The organism is Nonomuraea rubra (assembly GCF_014207985.1).
Classification (GTDB): domain Bacteria; phylum Actinomycetota; class Actinomycetes; order Streptosporangiales; family Streptosporangiaceae; genus Nonomuraea; species Nonomuraea rubra.
The window spans coordinates 9,714,457-9,730,900 of the sequence record NZ_JACHMI010000001.1 but is presented as its reverse complement, the minus strand read 5'-3'; the positions used below and the strand labels follow the sequence as shown (position 1 = coordinate 9,730,900).

The window sequence follows — 16,444 nt, the reverse complement described above, 5'->3', positions numbered from 1 at the left end:
TGCCGTACGTGCCCGGGGGCCAGCCTCCTACTGGTCGCCGGGGCCGCGTGTGGGGTCAGACCGCAACGATGCGCCGCCATGGCGGAGTCTTTGCCCCGGGGATCATCCGGCGGTCCCGGCGGCGGCGACCCACTCGTCCACCAGGGCGCAGAGCTGATCCAGCGCGGCCTCCACCCGCTCGCGGTCGCCGGTGGTGAGGAAGTCGATCTGCAGCCCCGTGTAGGCCGAGTTGGCCAGCGTGGAGATGCGCAGGGCGTCCGCTTCCGGGACGCCCCGCTCGCGCAGCAGCCCCGCCACGAACTCCGACCGGTCCGCCAGCATCCTGGGCACGTGCCCCGCCAGCTTGCCCGCCGCCGCCAGTCCCTCGATCTCGTGGATCAGGCGGGCCACCGGCAGGTTCTCCTCCCGCGCCTGCCAGTCCCAGGTGCGCCGGACGATCGTGCCCACGCTGTCGGCGCCCGACCAGCCGGGCAGCGAGCGCAGCCAGGCCCGGTGCCGCTCGTCCAGGCGTTCCATGGTCGCCGACAGCAGGGCCTCCTTGTCGGCGAAGTGGTGGGTCAGCACGCGCGTGGACTTGCCCAGGTGCTGGGCCAGCGGGCGCATCGACAACGTGGACAGGCCGTGCTCGGCCAGGTAGTCGACGATCTGGTCGAGCAGCTCCGCACGGCGGTGCGGGTCGGCGGTCCTGGCCATCGCGCAATCCCTTTGACGTCATTCGGGTGACGACTGTTACCCTAATAGGGAAACGCTCGTTACCTTTATTGGGGGGATACCCATGCCCGTCGCCGTACGGCAGCGCGTCCGGCTGCCCACGTGGCTGCTCGCCCTGGTGTTCACCACGTTCGCCTTCGCCACGGACGACTACGTGATCGCCGGGGTGCTGCCCGCCATCTCGGCGGCCCTCGGGGTCAGCCAGGCGGCGGGCGGGCAGCTCGTCACCGCCTTCTCGCTCGCGTTCGCGCTGGCGGCGCCCGTCGCCTCCGTGGTCACCGCCACCTGGCCCCGGCGCAGGCTGATCACCGGCGCCCTGGCGCTGTTCGTCGTGGCCAACTGGGCCGCGGCGTTCACCACCTCGTACGCGCTGCTCATGGGCCTTCGGGTGCTGGCCGCGGTCGCGGCGGCCGCCGTCGTGCCCGCCGCGTACGCCATCGCCACCACCCTGGCCCCGGAGGGGCGTCAGGGCCGCTACCTGGCGCTGGTGATGGGCGGGCTGACCGGGTCGCTCGCGCTGGGCGTGCCCATCGGCACCTGGGTGGGCGGCGCGCTCGGCTGGCAGGCCACCTTCGGGGTCGGCGGGGCACTGGGGCTGGTCGCGCTGGTGGCGATCAGGGCCACCCTGCCCGAGACGCCGCCCGTAGCCGCCATGCCGATCCGGGACCGGCTGGCGCCGCTGGCCCGGCCCCAGGTGCTGCTCGGGCTGCTCGGGATCGTGGCGATCGTGCTGGGCAGCATGATGGTGCTGACGTACCTGGCGCCGTTCCTGCACGGCCTGGCCGGGGCCGGGCCGGCCGAGCTCGGATGGGTGTTCGTGCTGGCCGGGCTCGCCGGGTTCGCGGGCGGGCAGCTCGGCGGGCGGGCCGCCGACCGGTGGGGCTCCGACCGGGCGCTGATCACCGGGGTCGCCGGGTTCGCGGCGGTGATGGCCGCCTTCAGCGCCTGCTGGTTCCTGCGTCCCGTGCCGCTGGTGGCGCTGCTGCCCCTGCTGGTCGTCTGGGCGGGCGTGTCGTGGTGGATCCCGCCGCCCGCGCAGACCCGCCTGCTCGCCCTGGCCGGCTCCGCGGGGCCGCAGGCCCTCGCGCTCAACAGCAGCGCCGTGTACGCCGGCGTGTCGGGCGGCGGCGCGGTCGGCGGGCTCGTGCTCGCCGGGCACGGCAGCGGCTGGCTGCCCGCCGTGGCGGCCGGGGTCGAACTGGTCGCCCTCGCGCTCTTCTGGCTGGCGGGACGCGCTAGAGGGTGAGCACAGGGCGGGTGGAGAAGTCCTCGCAGAGGTCCTCGCCCTCCGGGCCGTAGACGAACTCGGCCATGTTCGGGTTGCGGTTGGCGGTCGCGAGGGGCAGCCAGGCCGGCAGGTGGCCGTAGCCGCCCCAGCGGAACACCGTGTCCGCTCCCGCGCCGCGAGCGTGCTCCCACTCGTCCGGGGGTCGGCATGCGCAGGCCGCCTCGGTGGTGCGCCACTGGTCGAAGGTGAGATCGGCGAGAGACATGGGGGAAGTGTTCCATCTGGCCTGGCGTGGATTCCGCGCTCGACGAACGGTGCTCCGGCGGCGGTCGTCGCGCGCGTAGGGTCGGGGGGCATGGCGGGTGTTGGGCGTTACGGCAAGGCGGGTGCTGCGCGTTACGACGAGGTCGCCGACTTCTACGCGGCCGGCTGGACCGACGACCTCGACGACCCGGCCTCGCGCCGCCTGCTCGACCTGGTGGAGCCGGTCGGTGGCCGCCGCGTGCTGGAGATCGCCTGTGGTCATGGCCGGATCAGCCGCGCGCTGGCCCGCCGGGGTGCGCAGGTGGTCGGCGCCGACATCTCGGCCGCCCTGATCGCGAAGGCGGAGGCCGCCGAACGGGAGTCCCCGCTGGGCATCCGCTACCTCCACGCCGACGTCACGACCGGCCCTGCGGCACCCGACCGGCCCTCCGCCGACGTCGCGGCCGGTTCTGCGGCACTCGACCGGCCCTGCGCTGACTTGCGGGGGCTCGGGTCGTTCGATGTCGTGGTCTGCAGCTTCGGACTGTCCGACATCGACGACCTGGACGGCGCCGTGGCCACCGCCGCCGCCGTGCTGCGTCCTGGCGGCGTCTTCGCCTGCTCGATCCTGCACCCCTGCTTTCCGGGCGGGCAGGGCGTCTCGGGGTCGTGGCCGGGGGATGCGCGTTACCACGCCGAGGGGTGGTGGCGGGCGGACGGTGAGCTGTCGTCGCTGCGCCGGCAGGTGGGTGCCAATCACCGTACGCTCTCGACGTACGTCAACACGCTGCGCCGCCACGACCTGTGGGTGGACGAGCTGGCGGAGCCCGAGCCCGCCCCCGAGTGGGCGGCGAAGCGGCCGGATGCCGCCAGGTATCCCGTGTTCCTCGTGCTGAGCTGCGTCAAGGGCGGCGCTGATCGCCGGCCCCCGCCATCGGCGGACGGCTAGGATCCGCCGCGTGCTGACGGTGGAGTCTGCCGGCCGGTGTTGGCGGCGTGCTGGCCGGCGGTGTTCGCTGTGGGCTGTCAGCCGGCGTCCGCCGTGAGCGGGCGGCGGGGGTCCGGTGTGAGCAGGCGGTCGGCGTTCGCGGTGGGGTCGGCGCCGGTCACCGTGTGGCGTGTCGCCGCCAGCCCCTCCAGCAGGCACGTCAGCGCGAACTCGAACCGCCGCTCGCTGTCCCGCTCCACCTCGATCTTCCTGCCGGCGGCCATCCGCCGGGCCAGCAGCGGGTGCCGCTCGGCGACGTCCCGCAGGTAGGCGGTGGTGGCGTGCTCGCTCCACTCGACCCCGCTCTCCCGCATGCGGGTCAGCGTGTCATGCCACGCCACCTCGGCGATCACCGCGCCCACCACCTGATCGTGAACCGTCGCCATCGCGGCGTCCAGGTCGGCGCCGGCGAACCCGGCTCGCGACAGGAGCCGGAGCCCGGTCTCGGCGAGGGTGAAGGCGTTCGGGCCCAGGTTGGGCCTGATGGTCAGCTCCCGCAGGGCCCACCGGTGGCGCAGCAGCATCGCGCGGGTGCTGCGGGCCAGCCCGGCCAGCCCGCGCCGCCAGTTGGGCTCGTCCGGGTCGGCCCGGACCTCGCCGAGCACCCGGTCGAGCGCCAGCTCCAGCACGTCGTCCTTGGTGCGGACGTACCAGTACAGCGACCCGGCCGTCACCCCGAGATCGGAGGCGATCCGGCGCATCGACAGGCCCCGGTGCCCCTCGGCGTCCAGCACGGGCACGGCCGCGCCGACGATCTGGTCGCGGCTGAGCTGGCGGTCGCGAGGCGGCCGCTCGTGGCGCAGCCACACGGAGCCGTCGGAGGAGGCTGAGACAGGCATCTCCACACCGTACTGGAACCTGCCGATCAACGTTCAGGCTCCTCATACGGTGTTTGATGACGCTGAACGTCGTTCAACCCAGTTACCAGTCCCGCCACTTGTCGGTGATCTCGTGGCGGGTCAGCCCGTGACGGGCCGCGAAGGCGTCGACGTCGAGGCCGGCCCCGGCGATCGACTCCTCGATGTACGCGCAGAGCCGCTCCCGCTCCTCGGTCTCGTACGCGGACTCGCCGTGCTGCTCGTTCACGTGGTTGAGGGCGAGCACCACCCGCTCGATGACCGCGAGGACCTCCTCGTCGGAGCGAGCGGACAGCCCGGCGAGGTCGGTCTCGAAACGTGACAGGACCTCGTCCGTGCCGAGCAGCATGGACTCGGGGAACAGCTCCGCGGCGTACGCGTCGGCGGGGTCGCGCTCGCCGGAGGCGATCAGGCGGGCTTCCTCGGCGACGCTCTCACGCCAGAAGGCGGTGGGTCGAACGGCCATGCGCCGGACCCTAGCGAACGGCACCGTCATTTCCGCCCGCCCCCGTCGAGGTCCTGTACGGCATAAGCTCTCCACCTGGACCTCGGTAAGGCGCAGGACCGACGACAGGAGGCTGAGGTGACCGAGACGACGGTGGCCGAGGTGATGGCCGAGCTGGCCGCACTCGAGGACCCGAAGATCCGCGAGGTGAACGAGAAGCACGGCGACGATCACGGCGTGAACCTCGGCAAGCTGCGCGCGGTCGCCAAGCGGCTGAAGACCCAGCAGGAGCTCGCCCGCCGGCTCTGGGAGACGGGCGACACCGCGGCGAGGCTGCTGGCGCTGCTGATCTGCCGCCCGAAGGCGTTCGAGCGCGACGAGCTGGACACCATGATGCGCGAGGCCCGCGTGCCCAAGGTGCACGACTGGCTGGTGAACTACGTGGTCAAGAAGGGCCCGCACGCGGAGGAGCTGCGCCTGGCCTGGTTCGCCGACCCGGACCCGGTGGTCGCCAGCGCCGGCTGGGCGCTGACGACGGAGCGCGTGACGAAGCAGCCCGAGGGTCTCGACCTCCCGGGGCTGCTCGACCTGATCGAGGCGGGGATGAAGGACGCCCCCGACCGCCTGCAGTGGGCGATGAACCACTGCCTGGCGCAGATCGGGATCGACCACGCCGAGCACCGCTCCCGGGCCATCGGCATCGGCGAGCGCCTTCAGGTGCTCAAGGACTACCCGACGTCGCCCGGCTGCACGTCCCCGTTCGCGCCCATCTGGATCAACGAGATGGTGCGCAGGCAGCACGCCTAGAGCGTCAGCTCGTACTCCACCTGGTGGAGCGGGTTGCCGTCGCCGCAGTCGTAGGTGCGGACGGTGCCCGACCGGGTGAGGCCGCTCTTGGCGTGGAAGCGGTGCGGCTGCGGGGTGTCGCGCAGCGTCCACAGGTGGACGTGGCCGGAGCCCGCCGAACGGATGCCGTCCAGGGTCGCGGTCATCAGGGCCTGCGCGATGCCGCTGCCCCAGCCGTCCGGATGGCCGTAGAAGCCGAAGATCTCCACCGAGCCGGGGTGGCTCGGCGAGGGGCCGTAGTAGGAGAACGACGGCCACGGTACGCGGTTCACGTCCAGCGATGCCGCTCGGTCTCCCGGTCGGCGGGGTAGAAGCTCTCGACGCGCAGCTCCTGGGCCGTGATGTCCTGCGGGGTGCCGACCGTGGTGATCATGGAGAAGTAGCTGACGGTCAGGCCGTCCTTGGCGAAGGTGACCGGGATGACGGGCACGAGCGGGGCCGTACGGTCGAGCTCGCGCCAACCTGGAGGAAGGACCTCCTCCAGGAGGGCCCGCGTGGTGGCGTCCGGGATGCCGCCGACGGCCTCGCGGTGCACGCGCTGGATGAGGGCGGGGGCGACCTCGTCCCAGTTGGCGACGTGCGGGCGCAGCTCTCGCGGGTCGAACATGAGCCTGATCACGTTGGCGGAGGCGGTCGCGGGCGGGGTGCCGCGCAGGCGGGCGAACATCACCTCGGCGGAGCGATTGGCCTGGGTGAGGTTCCAGTGGCGGTCCATGACCACGGCCGGGTAGGGCTCGTGGTGGGCCAGCACGCGGTCCAGGGCCGCCCGGATCGTGGCCATGGCGGGCTCGGCGATGGCCGACTCCCGGTAGAGGGGGGCGTATCCGGCCGCCAGGAGCAGGTCGTTGCGCTCGCGGAGCGGGACCTGGAGCGCGCCCGCCAGGGTCATGATCCATTCGCGGCTGGGGGTGGAGCGGCCGCTCTCGACGAAGCTGAGGTGGCGCGGCGAGACCTGGGCGTGGTGGGCGAGGGCGAGCTGGCTCATCCGCCGTACCCGCCGCCAGTGGCGCAGCAGCTCGCCGAGTGGTGTGCTCACCCCCACAGTGAACGGCCTCCGCCGCCCGCGCGCACTTCCCTCGCGGGGAATTGGAACGCCGCGCGGAGCCGCCGACAGTGAGGATCCCGGCCAGGGGGCGAGCTCCTGGCCATCCCGATGGAGGTCATGAGATGACCGTCTTCACCGTTCACTCCGTCGAGTCGGCGCCGGAGGCGTCCCGGCAGCCGCTGGACGAGCTGCGGCGGCGGGTGGGGTTCGTGCCCAACCTGGCCGGGCAGATCGCCGGCTCCCCGGTCGCGATCGACGGGTTCAACCAGTTGCAGCGGGCGCTGCGGCAGACCGAGCTCACCGCCGCCGAGCGGGAGGTGGCCGGGCTCGCGGTCAGCGTGGCGAACCGGTGCGCGTGGTCCGTGGCCGCGCACTCCGCGTTCGCCGAGCGGGCCGGCCTGGCGCCGGAGGTGATCGAGGCGCTGCGGGCGGGCAAGGACGACCTGCCGGACGAGCGGGCCGCCACGCTGGCCGCCTTCGCCAGGGCGCTCCTGCGGACCGGCGGCCTCGTCGGGCGGGGCGAGCTGGACGCGGTGCTGGCCGCCGGGTTCACCCAGGCCCAGGTGCTGGAGGTGATCACCCAGGCCGCGTTCACGACCCTGGCGAACTGGGTCGCGAACGTGACCGGCACGCCCCTCGACGCCGCGCTCGCGGGCCGGGCCTGGGAGGTGTGAACAGGCCGATGGCGGCCGCTCGCCTGCGGCCGCCATCGGGAGGGACGATCAGGAGCTGGGGCAGGTGTGGCGATACTCCTCGATCGACAGCCCGCTGGGCGGCGGGCACAGGAACCGCTCGTAGCGGGTGTCGTCGTCGACGAACCGCTTCAGCCAGGACACCATCGACTTGGCCATCGTGGTGTTGGTGGTCTGCGGGAAGAAGTGGCTGGCGTTGTTCAGCTCCAGGTACGCCTTCTCCGACGAGGACGGGATGCTGTTGTAGAACGGCTCCGAGTGGGTGCTGACGGAGGCGATCGAGTCGCTCTCACCACCGATGATCATCGTCGGGACGCGGATCCCCGACCACGACTTCTGCAGGTTCCAGGGCGCGAGCGGGACGGCCGCCTGGAGTGACGGCCGGTCGTTGGCCGCCTCCAGGGTGCCGCCGCCGCCCATCGAGTGGCCGGCGACCGCGAGCCGCGACGGGTCGATGCGGCTGCGTACCGTGGCCGAACTGTCCTCGACCAGGTAGTCGAGCGCCGCCAGGAGCTGGCGGCCCCGGCTGGCGGGCTGGTCGTAGAGCGAGTTGGTCTCGATGCCGATCACGACGAAGCCGTGCGAGGCGATCCGCGGGCCGAGCCACGACAGGCTGGACCACCTGGCCGTGTACCCCGGTGAGATGGCGATCGCGCCGAACGTGCCCTGGCTGGTGTCGGTCGGGTAATAGATGGTGCCGCCGCCGAAGCCGCTCACGCTCAGCGAGGAGACGCTGGTCTGCGAGGTGCTGAACGGGCCGCGGCTGGCTTCGAGGATGGCGTCCGTGGGGTCGGGGCCACGGTCGTACGGGCCCTGTGCCTGGGCGGGGGAGGCGGCCATCAGGGCGCCGCCGGCCAGTGAGACGGTGAGGGCGAGCTTGGTCAACGTTCGCGCGCCGAACCGGGGGGTGGAAAGCTGCACGTCGTCATACTCCCTGCTCATCGAGGGTGACTGCTGTCTGTCGCCATTGTTCGGATGCGCAGTCAGCCGTGCATCGGTGAAATCACCGGTCGTGTCATCAGGACATGAGCCTTACCAGTTCGACGCGGGAGCGGATGCCGAGGCGGCTGAAGATGTTCCTGAGGTGGTGCTCGACGGTGCGGCGGCTCAGGAAGAGCTGCTCGGCCACCTCCTTGTTCGTGGCGCCCTCGGCGACCATGCGGGCGATCTGCAGCTGCTGGGCCGTGAGCTGGCCGGTCGTCGCGTCGAGGGCCGGGCGCACGGGGTCGCCGGAGGCCCGCAGCTCGGTCCTGGCCTGCTCGGTCCACAGCCGGGCGCCGTAGCGTTCGAACGTCTCCAGCGCCGAGTGCAGGTGCGTCCTGGCCGCTCCCGGGCGGCGGTCGCGGCGCAGCGCGCTGCCGTACAGGAGCCTGGTGCGGGCCGCCTCGAACTCGTACACGCCCTGCCCGTGCAGGTCGAGCGCCTCCCGGAACAGTTCCTCCGACTCGCCCGGCCCCGCCAGCAGCGCGCGGCAGCGGGACACCAGCGCGCGCAGGTCCGGGCTGCGCGTGCTGCCCACCCAGCGCTCCAGCACCCGCAGCGCGGCCCCCGCCGCCTCGTGGTCGCCGGTACGCGCGCACGCCTCGATGAAGTGCGGCGTGGCCATGACCCGGATGACGACGTGGTTGCTGTTGCGGCGCTCGGCCCGCAGCCGGTTGGCCGCATCGGCGGGACGGCCGGCGGCCAGGTCCAGGTAGGCCAGCGCCCAGTTGCCGATCGCGCCCGCGATGCCCAGGTCGTGGGCGTCGGCCAGGCCGATGGCGGCGTCGGCGCGCACCCGGCACGTCTCCTGGTCGCCCTCGACGGCCGCCGTGATCGCCAGCCAGGCCAGGTGCTGGGCCGCCGTGTTGAGCTGGCCGGTCTCCTGCGCCAGGCGCAGGCCCTGGGCGGCGGTGGTGGCGACGGCGGCGTACCGGCCCATCCAGATCTCCGGGTAGATCATGTACTCCAGGAGCTGCGGCATGGCCGAGGCCGCGCCGCGTGCGCGGGCCGCCTCGATGGCGCGGGCCGACAGCCGGTGGGCGGTGGCGTCCTCACCGAGCAGCATGCTGGCCACGCATGCCCACACCAGCACGGCGGGATCGCGTACGGACCCGGCCAGCTCGACCACCCGGCGCAGCGGCGCCGCCGCCTCCTGGTGGGAGCCGCTGAACGTGGAGGCCATGCCCGCGAGGTACTCGAACATGAGCTGCGTCGGCACCGGCTCGTCCGGGCGGCGCAGGGCGGCCGCCTGGCGGGCGATCGCGATGAACGCCCGGTTGTCGCCCGCGCGGTAACTGGCGTCGGCGGCCCGCACCAGCGCGCGCACGCCCAGCATGCGGTGGCTCTCCAGGAGCCAGGTGGCCGCCGCCAGCAGCTCCTCGCGGGCGCTGCCCGTCTCGCCGCCCAGCAGCTCCAGGCTGCCGTGCAACAGCTGTACGTGCGCCCTCAGCTCGTCGGGGGCCGTGAGGTTGCGCAGCCTGGCCAGCAGGGAACGGGCCATCTGGGGGCGCCCGGCCACCCACGCGTACCGGGCGGCGGCGGCCAGGCGCTCGGCCTTGGCCGGGTCGTGCGGGTCGGTGAGCTCGGCGGCGCGTTCCAGGGCCAGGTACGGCTCGGGGTGGGTGTGGGCGGGGCGGGCGTCCAGGGCGGCGGCGGCCAGGTCGTCGGCCAGGGAGGCCGCGGGGCCGTCGAGCGCGCAGGCCCGGTGCCAGGCGCGGCGCAGGCGCTGCGACTCGTCCGCCTGCGTGCCGGCTTCCAGGAGGCTCGCCAGCAGGCGGTGGGCGCTGCGCCGCCGTAGCAGGGACGCGCCGTAGTAGACGACGCCGCGCATGGCGGGGTCGCGGAAGTCGTACCGGTCGCCGGTGGAGTGCAGGACGCCCGCCCGCTCGGCCGGCTCCAGCACCGTGAGCGCGCACGACGGGCGGGCGGCGCGGATCAGCGTGGGCAGGTCGAGGCCGGGGTCGGCGGCGATCAGCAGGAGCAGCCGCTGGGCCTGCGCGGGCAGGGCCGCGAGCCGGCCGGCGTGCTCGCGCCACAACCGGCCGCCCTTGGGCAGCGTGACGGGCGGCGCGGCGACGCCGGCGAGCTGGTCGGGGGTGAGCGCGCCGATCAGCTCGGCCAGCGCGAGCGGGTTGCCGTGCGCGATCTGGTCCAGTGCCGCCAGCAGGTCCTCGGCCACCTTCCCCGGCGCCAGGTCCGTGGCCAGCTCCCGCACGGCCGCCGCATCCAGCCCGGCGAGGGTCTGCGCGGGAACCCCTTCCAGCCCGCCGAGCGTCCGCGCGGGAGCTTCTCCCCGCCCGCCCAGCGTCCGCCTGGAAAGTCCTTCCAGCCCGCCCGACGCCCGTACGCGGGCGCCCGGCACCCGGCGCGCGCCTTCCGGAGCCGGCACGCCCTCCGGCGCCCGCTCGCCTTCCCTGGCCGTGAACAGCAGCGCCACGCGTTCCCCCGACACGCGCCTGGCCACGAACGACAGCACCTCCCTGCTGTCGTCGTCCAGCAGGTCCACGTCGTCCACGCAGGCCAGCACGGGTTGCTCGGCGGCCACCGCCGACAGCAGCCCGAGCACGGCCGCGGGCAACGCCAGCCCGCCGGCGCCCGTACCGGACTCCAGCGCCGCCATCAGGGCGCGGGCCTGCGCGCCGGGCAGGGAGGCGGCGCCCGCCGCGACCGGCCGCAGCAGGCCGTGCAGCCCGGCGTACGGCAGCCGCGACTCCGACTCCACCCCCGAGACCCGCAGCACGCGGAAGCCGGCAGCGGCGTGCGCGGCGGCCAGGCCGAGCAGCGCCGTCTTCCCCATCCCCGGCGCGCCCACGAGCAGCAGCGCCCCGCCGGAGCCGTCGCGGGCGAGGTCGAGCAGCCGCAGCAGCGCACCTTCCGCCTCGCCCCGGCCGCGTAAGACAGGCTTGTCAGAGGACATGTCGCCAGTGTTACGCGCGGATGTCAGGACTGAAAGAGTGGCCGGTGATTTCACCGATACGGCGTCCGCGCCCGCTTCCTCGACAGGCGGCCGGAGACGGCCGGGACCAGCCCGTGGGGCATGAACAGCACCACCACGATCAGCACGAGCGCGTAAACCGCGTACGACAACACGCTGGGCGCGTACGTCGGCATCCCCGGCAAGGACGCCAGCAGATCGAGCCCCTGCACCAGCAGGGTGATCGCGGTGGCCCCCACCACGGCCCCCCAGATCGTCCCCAGCCCCCCGACCACCGCCATCACGATGTACTGGATCGAGATGAGCACGGGAAACGACCCCGGCGCCACGTACCCCGTGTAGAAGCAGTAGATCCCCCCGGCCAGCCCCGCGAACGTGGCCGACAGGGCGAAGACCACCAGCTTGTACCGTCCCACCGGGATCCCGGAGGACGCCGCCGCCGTCTCGCTGGTGGCCAGGGCCCGCAGTGCGCGGCCGGGGCGGGAGGCGATGACGTTGTGGGTGACGAGCATGACCAGGGCCAGGCCCGCCCACGTCAGGTACGCGTACACCGAGGCGCTCGTGGCCTCGAAGGAGCCCACCCCGAACTGCGGGATGCCCTGCAGCCCGATGTCCCCGCCGGTGAACTCGAGCTGCCCCGCCAGCGACAGCAGGATGAGCTGCATGGCGAGCGTGGCGAAGGCGAGGTGGTGGCCGCGCAGGCGCAGCAGGGGGACGCCGATGACCAGGGCGGAGATCGCGGCGGCCACGGGGGCGGCCACCAGGCCGGCCAGCGGGGGAGCGCCGTTCAGCGCCAGCAGGGCCGCGGTGTAGGCGCCGATGGCGTAGAAGGCGCCCTGGCCCAGCGACACCTGCCCGGCGTACCCCATGAGCAGCGACACCCCGACCGTGACCATGGCGGCCAGGCCGAGCAGGATGTAGACGGCCAGCGCGCTGTCGTCGAGCACGGCGGGCAGGACGAGCGTCACGACGGCGACCAGCAGCCCGGCCGCGAGCCTCAGCCGCCTGGTCATGTGGACTCCTGGGAGATGGTCGAGCGGCGGCCGGCCTGCACGATCATGACGACGAGCATGAGACCCAGCGCGACCTCCAGTTGGTGCGAGCCGTAGCCGTACCCGGCGGCCATGGTCTCGGCCACGCCCAGCAGCAGCGCGCCGGCGAGCGTGACCACGGGCCGGGTGAGCGCGCCGAAGACGGCGGCGGCGAAGCCGTTCACGATGAGGGTGACGTCGGTGTCGAACGAGATCGGCCGCAGCGGCGTGACCAGCACCCCCGCGATGCCGCCGAGCAGGCCGCCGAGCGCGAACGCCAGCAGCCCCATCCGCCGGGTGTCGATGCCGACGACGCGGGCGGCGTACGGGTTGGAGGCGCACGCGGTCAGCGCCTTGCCCAGGTAGGTGCGGCCGAAGAAGAGCGCGAGCAGCACGAACGTGGCCGCGGCCACGCCGATGACGAGCAGGTGCTGGGTCTGGATGCGGGCCCCCACCAGCGTCACCGAGCCGGCCAGGCCGGGCGCCGAGCGCGGCTGGTCGCCCCAGAGCACGATCTCGACCGCGTACGCGAGCACGCCCACGCCGAGCGTGACGATCAGGGCCGACAGCGGGCTGGTGCCCGGCCTGCCGACGGCGGCCAGCCCGGTCAGCAGGCCCGCCAGCGCCGCGGCAAGGACGGCGGCCACCTCGCTGACCCCGTGCGGGAAGCCCAGCCCGAGCAGCGAGGACGTGCACAGGCCCGCGACCACGGCGAACGTGCCCTGCGCGAAGTTCACCACGCCGGTGACGCGGTGGATGACGACCAGGCCGCTGGCGATGAGCGCGATCGCCGAGCCGACCGCGAGCCCGTTCAGGAGGTAGGTGAGGAATGCGCTCACGGCCGGATCGCCCCCTCGCCGCTCGCCCGAGATCTCCGCCTCGCGTGACAGCCCCGCGTCATGTGATCGCCCCGCCCAGGTACGCGCTGGCCACCCGCGGGTCGCCGGCCAGCTCGGCGCTCTCGCCCTCGGTCACCACCCGCCCCGACTCCAGCACGTACGCCCGCCGGCACAGCTCGAAGGCCAGCCGAGCGTTCTGCTCGATGAGCAGCACGGTCAGCCCCTGGGTCCTGTTCAGCTCGGCCAGGTGCGCGGCCAGGTCGGCGGTGACGCCGGGGGCCAGGCCGAGCGACAGCTCGTCCACCACCAGCGCGTCGGGGCGCGCCATCATGGCCCGGCCGAAGGCCACCATCTGCTGCTCGCCGCCGGACAGCACCGCGGCCCTGCGCGAGGCGAGCTCGGCCAGGCGGGGCAGGAGCTCGTACACGGGGGAGGGGTCGCGCTGGCCGGAGCGCCAGCCGCCCAGCGCCAGGTTGTCGGCGACGGAGAGATCAGGGAAGAGCTGGCGGCCCTCGGGGATCAGCGCGAGCCGCCCGCCGACGCGGACCGTGCCCGAGGCGGGCTTGAGCAGCCCGGCCAGGGTGTTGGCCAGCGTCGACTTGCCGGCGCCGTTCGGGCCGAGCAGGGCCACCATCTCGCCCTCGGCGACCGTGAGCGTGACGTGGTCCAGCGCGGTCGCGGTGCCGTACGAGACCACCAGGTCCTGGACGTCGATCATGAGGCCTGTCCGAGGTAGGCGGCCAGCACCAGCGGGTCGGCGCGCACCTCGGCCGGCGGGCCGTCGGCGATGACCCGGCCCAGGTCGAGCACCACGACGCGGTCGGCCAGCCGGGTCACGAACGCCACGTCGTGCTCGATGAGCAGGATCGTCAGCCCGCCCGCCCGCAGCTCCTCCACCAGCGTCGCCAGCCGCTCGCGCTCCTCGCCGCGCAGCCCGGAGGCGGGCTCGTCGAGCAGCAGCAGCCGGGGCCGCGCGCACAGGGCGCGGGCCAGTTGCAGCGCCCGCTGCTGGCCGATCGGCAGCCGGTCGGCGGGCCGGTCCGCCCACTCGGCCAGGCCCACCCGCTCCAGGGCGGCGGCGGCCTCGGCGGCGATCCGCCGCTCGTCGGCCCGGTGCCGGGGCAGCCGCAGCGCCGCCGAGCCGAACCCGGCCCGCGTGTGCCCGTGCGCGCCCACCATGACGTTCTCCTCAACCGTCATGCCGCGGAAGACCCGGGCCGCCTGGAAGACGATCGACATGCCCAGGCGGGCGCGGCGGTGCGGGGGGAGCCGGTCCACGCGCTGCCCGAGGAAGGAGACGTGGCCGTGGTCGGCGGCCAGATGCCCGGTGATCAGGTTGAACAGGGTGGACTTGCCGGCGCCGTTCGGGCCGATGACGCCGCAGACTTCGCCGTCCGCGACGCTCAGCGAGACGTCGCGGACGGCGTAGACGCCCCCGAAGGAGCGGGAGACCCCGGTGACGGTCAGCACGCGCCCCTACCCCTGCGCGTTCACGGTCTTGGTGAGCTGCTCCTTGGCCCATTCGGTGGGGACGAACTGGCCGTTCTTGACCGTGTTGACCGAGATGAACTCCGGCGACAGCCCCGAGTGGTCGGTGGCGGAGTAGCGGAAGCGGCCGTTCGGGGTGATCAGGTCCATGGTCTCCAGGGCCTGCTGGATCTTGGTCTTGTCGGTGCTGTTCGCCTTCCTGATGGCCTCGAACAGCAGCAGCGAGGCGCTGTAGCCGTCCTGGGCGAACTGCGGCGGCGGGTAGCCGTGCTTCTGCTGGTACGGCCCCGCCATCTGGTCGATGACCTGCTTCTGCTTGCCCTCGGGCAGGTGCTCGCCGACGACGCCGATCGCGCTCTGCACGGTCATGCCCTCGGCCTGGGCGCCCATCGGCTCCAGCCACAGCTTGCTGGCCTGCGAGGCGGTCAGGAACAGCGGCGTCTCCAGCCCGGAGGCCACGTACTGCTTGGCGGCCGTCACGCCCGGCGCGCCCGAGCCCCAGAACACCAGCGCCTCGGCCTTGGAGTCGCGCACGTGCGTGAACATGGGGCTGAAGTCGGAGGTGGTGGTCTCGTACGGCTCGTCCACGGCGATCGTCACGCCGTACTTCGGGGCCAGCTCGACCATGGACTCGTGGCCGGAGACCGAGTACGCGCTCTTGGAGTCCCACGCCACGGCGATCGTCTTGATGCCCTCGGCCTGGATGTACTGCAGGTAGCGCTCGGCGTACATGCTGGACAGGGCGGGGGTGACGAAGATGTACGACTTGATCGGCTCGACCTGCTCCTGCGCGGGGGCCAGCGACAGGTACGGCATCTTGTCGCGCTGCGCGAGCGGCTCGACGGCCAGCGCCGAGTTGGAGAACACCGGCCCGATCAGCGCGTCGATCTCGCCCTTGATCTGGTTGTAGGCCACGATGCCCTGGTCGGGAGCGGTCTTGTCGTCGCGGGTGACCAGCTCCACCTTGCGGCCCAGCAGGCCGCCCTGCGCGTTGACCTGCTCGACGGCCAGCTCCACGGCCTTCTTGTCCTCGCTGCCGAGCGGCGTGTAGTTGCCGGTCAGGGAGACGATGAGGCCCACCTTGATGGGATCCGCCTGGCCGCTCGACCCGCCCCCGCCGCCGCCTCCACATGCCATCGTGACCAGCAACAGGCAGACCAGGGATGGAAGAAACCTGCGCATCAGGACCTCCTGGGCCGGGTGGCCCCAAAAGTAGGCAGGTACATTACGGCTGTCAATAGAGTGCCTAATATCCGGAGACAAGCTGTTATGCGGCCTCAATCGGTGATTCTCACCTTCCTCGGCGACCACGTATACGGCCGCGGGATCTGCGTTTCCTCGCGGAGTTTCATCGAGGCCTTCGGCAAGGTGGGGATCTCGGAGGAGGCCACCCGCTCGACGCTGACCCGGATGGTGCGCCGCGGGCTGCTGCGCCGGCAGCGCTCGGGCCGGCGCATGTACTTCGGCCTCACCCCGACCAGCACCGAGGTGCTCAAGGACGGCGAGCGGCGCATCTGGCACAGCGGCGTGGTCAACGACGCCGACGAGGACAGGTGGACGCTGATCGGCTTCTCGCTGCCGGAGTCGTGGCAGCGCCAGCGGCACGAGCTGCGTTCGAGGCTGGTCTGGGCCGGGTTCGGGCCGTTGCAGAACGGCTTGTGGATCGCTCCAGGCGAGGTGGACGCCACGGGCGTGATCGAGGACCTGGGCGCGAACGTCAAGGTCTTCGCCGCCGAGCCGCGCCGCCCCACCGACATGCAGGCCCTGGTCGGGGAGGCCTACGACCTGGCCGGCCTGGGCGAGCGGTACCGGGCGTTCCTGCGCCGCTGGGACCGGGCCGACCCGGCCCCGGAGGCTCCCGACGACCTGGCGCGGTCGCTGATGCTGCTCACCGGCTGGTTGCAGATCATCAGGACCGATCCGCGGCTGCCGCTGCGGTACCTGCCCGACGACTGGCCCGCGGAGAAGGCGCAGCGGGTCTGCCACACGCTGCACGAGCGGTTCGCGCCGGAGGCCGGGCGGATCGTAACGGGGTTGCTCGACACCGTTCCCGAGGAAAGTTCGGCAGAACGGTGACAGCCATCGCATAGTGGCCTAATTTGGGGTCCGGGAGTC

At 73.1% G+C, this 16,444-nt stretch carries 18 protein-coding genes; 5 read left to right on the top strand and 13 right to left on the bottom strand.

Annotation, left to right across the window (positions count from 1 at the left end):
- Window positions 1–102: 102 nt before the first annotated feature.
- Window positions 103–693: a TetR/AcrR family transcriptional regulator gene (locus HD593_RS44300; RefSeq protein ID WP_185108803.1), complete on the bottom strand. Its 591-nt coding sequence runs from the start codon at window positions 691–693 to the stop codon at window positions 103–105.
- A gap of 82 nt (window positions 694–775) precedes the next feature.
- Here HD593_RS44300 and HD593_RS44295 point away from each other — a divergent pair, with 82 nt between their 5' ends.
- The gene (locus tag HD593_RS44295; protein ID WP_185108801.1) at window positions 776–1,957 is read left to right on the top strand and encodes an MFS transporter; all 1,182 of its coding nucleotides are present in this window, start codon (window positions 776–778) and stop codon (window positions 1,955–1,957) included.
- On the opposite strand, the gene HD593_RS44290 is transcribed toward HD593_RS44295, so the two are convergent.
- Window positions 1,947–2,204 carry a hypothetical protein gene (locus tag HD593_RS44290; protein ID WP_221525295.1) on the bottom strand — a complete coding sequence of 86 codons (258 nt, stop codon included), beginning with the start codon at window positions 2,202–2,204 and terminating at the stop codon, window positions 1,947–1,949. The two genes, HD593_RS44295 and HD593_RS44290, sit on opposite strands and share 11 nt — an antisense overlap.
- A 90-nt stretch (window positions 2,205–2,294) precedes the next feature.
- On the opposite strand from HD593_RS44290, the gene HD593_RS44285 reads away from it, so the two are divergent.
- Entirely contained in the window at window positions 2,295–3,131 is an 837-nt protein-coding gene (locus HD593_RS44285; RefSeq protein WP_185108799.1) for a class I SAM-dependent methyltransferase, read from the top strand.
- A 77-nt stretch (window positions 3,132–3,208) separates the two neighbouring features.
- On the opposite strand, the gene HD593_RS44280 is transcribed toward HD593_RS44285, so the two are convergent.
- Together HD593_RS44280 and HD593_RS44275 are read right to left on the bottom strand one after the other, a co-directional pair.
- Window positions 3,209–4,009, bottom strand: a complete 801-nt coding sequence (locus tag HD593_RS44280) for a TetR/AcrR family transcriptional regulator (protein ID WP_185108797.1) — start codon at window positions 4,007–4,009, stop codon at window positions 3,209–3,211.
- 82 nt (window positions 4,010–4,091) lie between these two features.
- On the bottom strand, window positions 4,092–4,493 hold the full coding sequence (locus HD593_RS44275; RefSeq protein WP_185108795.1) for a hypothetical protein: 402 nt from the start codon (window positions 4,491–4,493) through the stop codon (window positions 4,092–4,094).
- 144 nt (window positions 4,494–4,637) lie between these two features.
- On the opposite strand from HD593_RS44275, the gene HD593_RS44270 reads away from it, so the two are divergent.
- Window positions 4,638–5,279 carry a DNA alkylation repair protein gene (locus HD593_RS44270; protein ID WP_185112505.1) on the top strand — a complete coding sequence of 214 codons (642 nt, stop codon included), beginning with the start codon at window positions 4,638–4,640 and terminating at the stop codon, window positions 5,277–5,279.
- On the opposite strand, the gene HD593_RS44265 is transcribed toward HD593_RS44270, so the two are convergent.
- The gene (locus tag HD593_RS44265) at window positions 5,276–5,590 is read right to left on the bottom strand and encodes a GNAT family N-acetyltransferase (RefSeq protein ID WP_185108793.1); all 315 of its coding nucleotides are present in this window, start codon (window positions 5,588–5,590) and stop codon (window positions 5,276–5,278) included. The two genes, HD593_RS44270 and HD593_RS44265, sit on opposite strands and share 4 nt — an antisense overlap.
- Window positions 5,587–6,354, bottom strand: coding sequence for a helix-turn-helix domain-containing protein (locus HD593_RS44260; RefSeq protein ID WP_221525294.1), 768 nt, complete (start codon window positions 6,352–6,354; stop codon window positions 5,587–5,589). The genes HD593_RS44265 and HD593_RS44260 overlap by 4 nt, the downstream gene beginning before the upstream one ends.
- 131 nt (window positions 6,355–6,485) lie before the next feature.
- Here HD593_RS44260 and HD593_RS44255 point away from each other — a divergent pair, with 131 nt between their 5' ends.
- Window positions 6,486–7,037 (top strand): carboxymuconolactone decarboxylase family protein, encoded by a 552-nt coding sequence (locus HD593_RS44255; RefSeq protein WP_185108791.1) that lies wholly within the window; start codon window positions 6,486–6,488, stop codon window positions 7,035–7,037.
- Between the two features lie 48 nt (window positions 7,038–7,085).
- Here HD593_RS44255 and HD593_RS44250 read toward each other — a convergent pair whose 3' ends face one another.
- From HD593_RS44250 to HD593_RS44220, 7 genes are all read right to left on the bottom strand, one after another.
- On the bottom strand, window positions 7,086–7,997 hold the full coding sequence (locus HD593_RS44250) for an alpha/beta hydrolase family protein (protein WP_185108789.1): 912 nt from the start codon (window positions 7,995–7,997) through the stop codon (window positions 7,086–7,088).
- A 76-nt stretch (window positions 7,998–8,073) separates the two neighbouring features.
- Complete coding sequence (locus HD593_RS44245; protein ID WP_185108787.1) at window positions 8,074–10,953, bottom strand: helix-turn-helix transcriptional regulator; 2,880 nt, start codon at window positions 10,951–10,953, stop codon at window positions 8,074–8,076.
- 50 nt (window positions 10,954–11,003) lie between these two features.
- Window positions 11,004–11,984, bottom strand: coding sequence for a branched-chain amino acid ABC transporter permease (locus HD593_RS44240; protein ID WP_185108785.1), 981 nt, complete (start codon window positions 11,982–11,984; stop codon window positions 11,004–11,006).
- The gene (locus HD593_RS44235) at window positions 11,981–12,841 is read right to left on the bottom strand and encodes a branched-chain amino acid ABC transporter permease (RefSeq protein ID WP_185108783.1); all 861 of its coding nucleotides are present in this window, start codon (window positions 12,839–12,841) and stop codon (window positions 11,981–11,983) included. The genes HD593_RS44240 and HD593_RS44235 overlap by 4 nt, the downstream gene beginning before the upstream one ends.
- A gap of 58 nt (window positions 12,842–12,899) precedes the next feature.
- On the bottom strand, window positions 12,900–13,559 hold the full coding sequence (locus HD593_RS44230) for an ABC transporter ATP-binding protein (protein WP_185108781.1): 660 nt from the start codon (window positions 13,557–13,559) through the stop codon (window positions 12,900–12,902).
- Window positions 13,556–14,311, bottom strand: a complete 756-nt coding sequence (locus HD593_RS44225) for an ABC transporter ATP-binding protein (RefSeq protein ID WP_185108779.1) — start codon at window positions 14,309–14,311, stop codon at window positions 13,556–13,558. The genes HD593_RS44230 and HD593_RS44225 overlap by 4 nt, the downstream gene beginning before the upstream one ends.
- A 6-nt stretch (window positions 14,312–14,317) precedes the next feature.
- Entirely contained in the window at window positions 14,318–15,511 is a 1,194-nt protein-coding gene (locus HD593_RS44220) for an ABC transporter substrate-binding protein (RefSeq protein WP_185108777.1), read from the bottom strand.
- Window positions 15,512–15,613: 102 nt separating this feature from the next.
- Here HD593_RS44220 and HD593_RS44215 point away from each other — a divergent pair, with 102 nt between their 5' ends.
- A complete protein-coding gene (locus HD593_RS44215; protein WP_312904147.1) occupies window positions 15,614–16,405 on the top strand; it encodes a PaaX family transcriptional regulator in 792 nt (263 codons plus the stop codon).
- Window positions 16,406–16,444 lie beyond the last annotated feature (39 nt).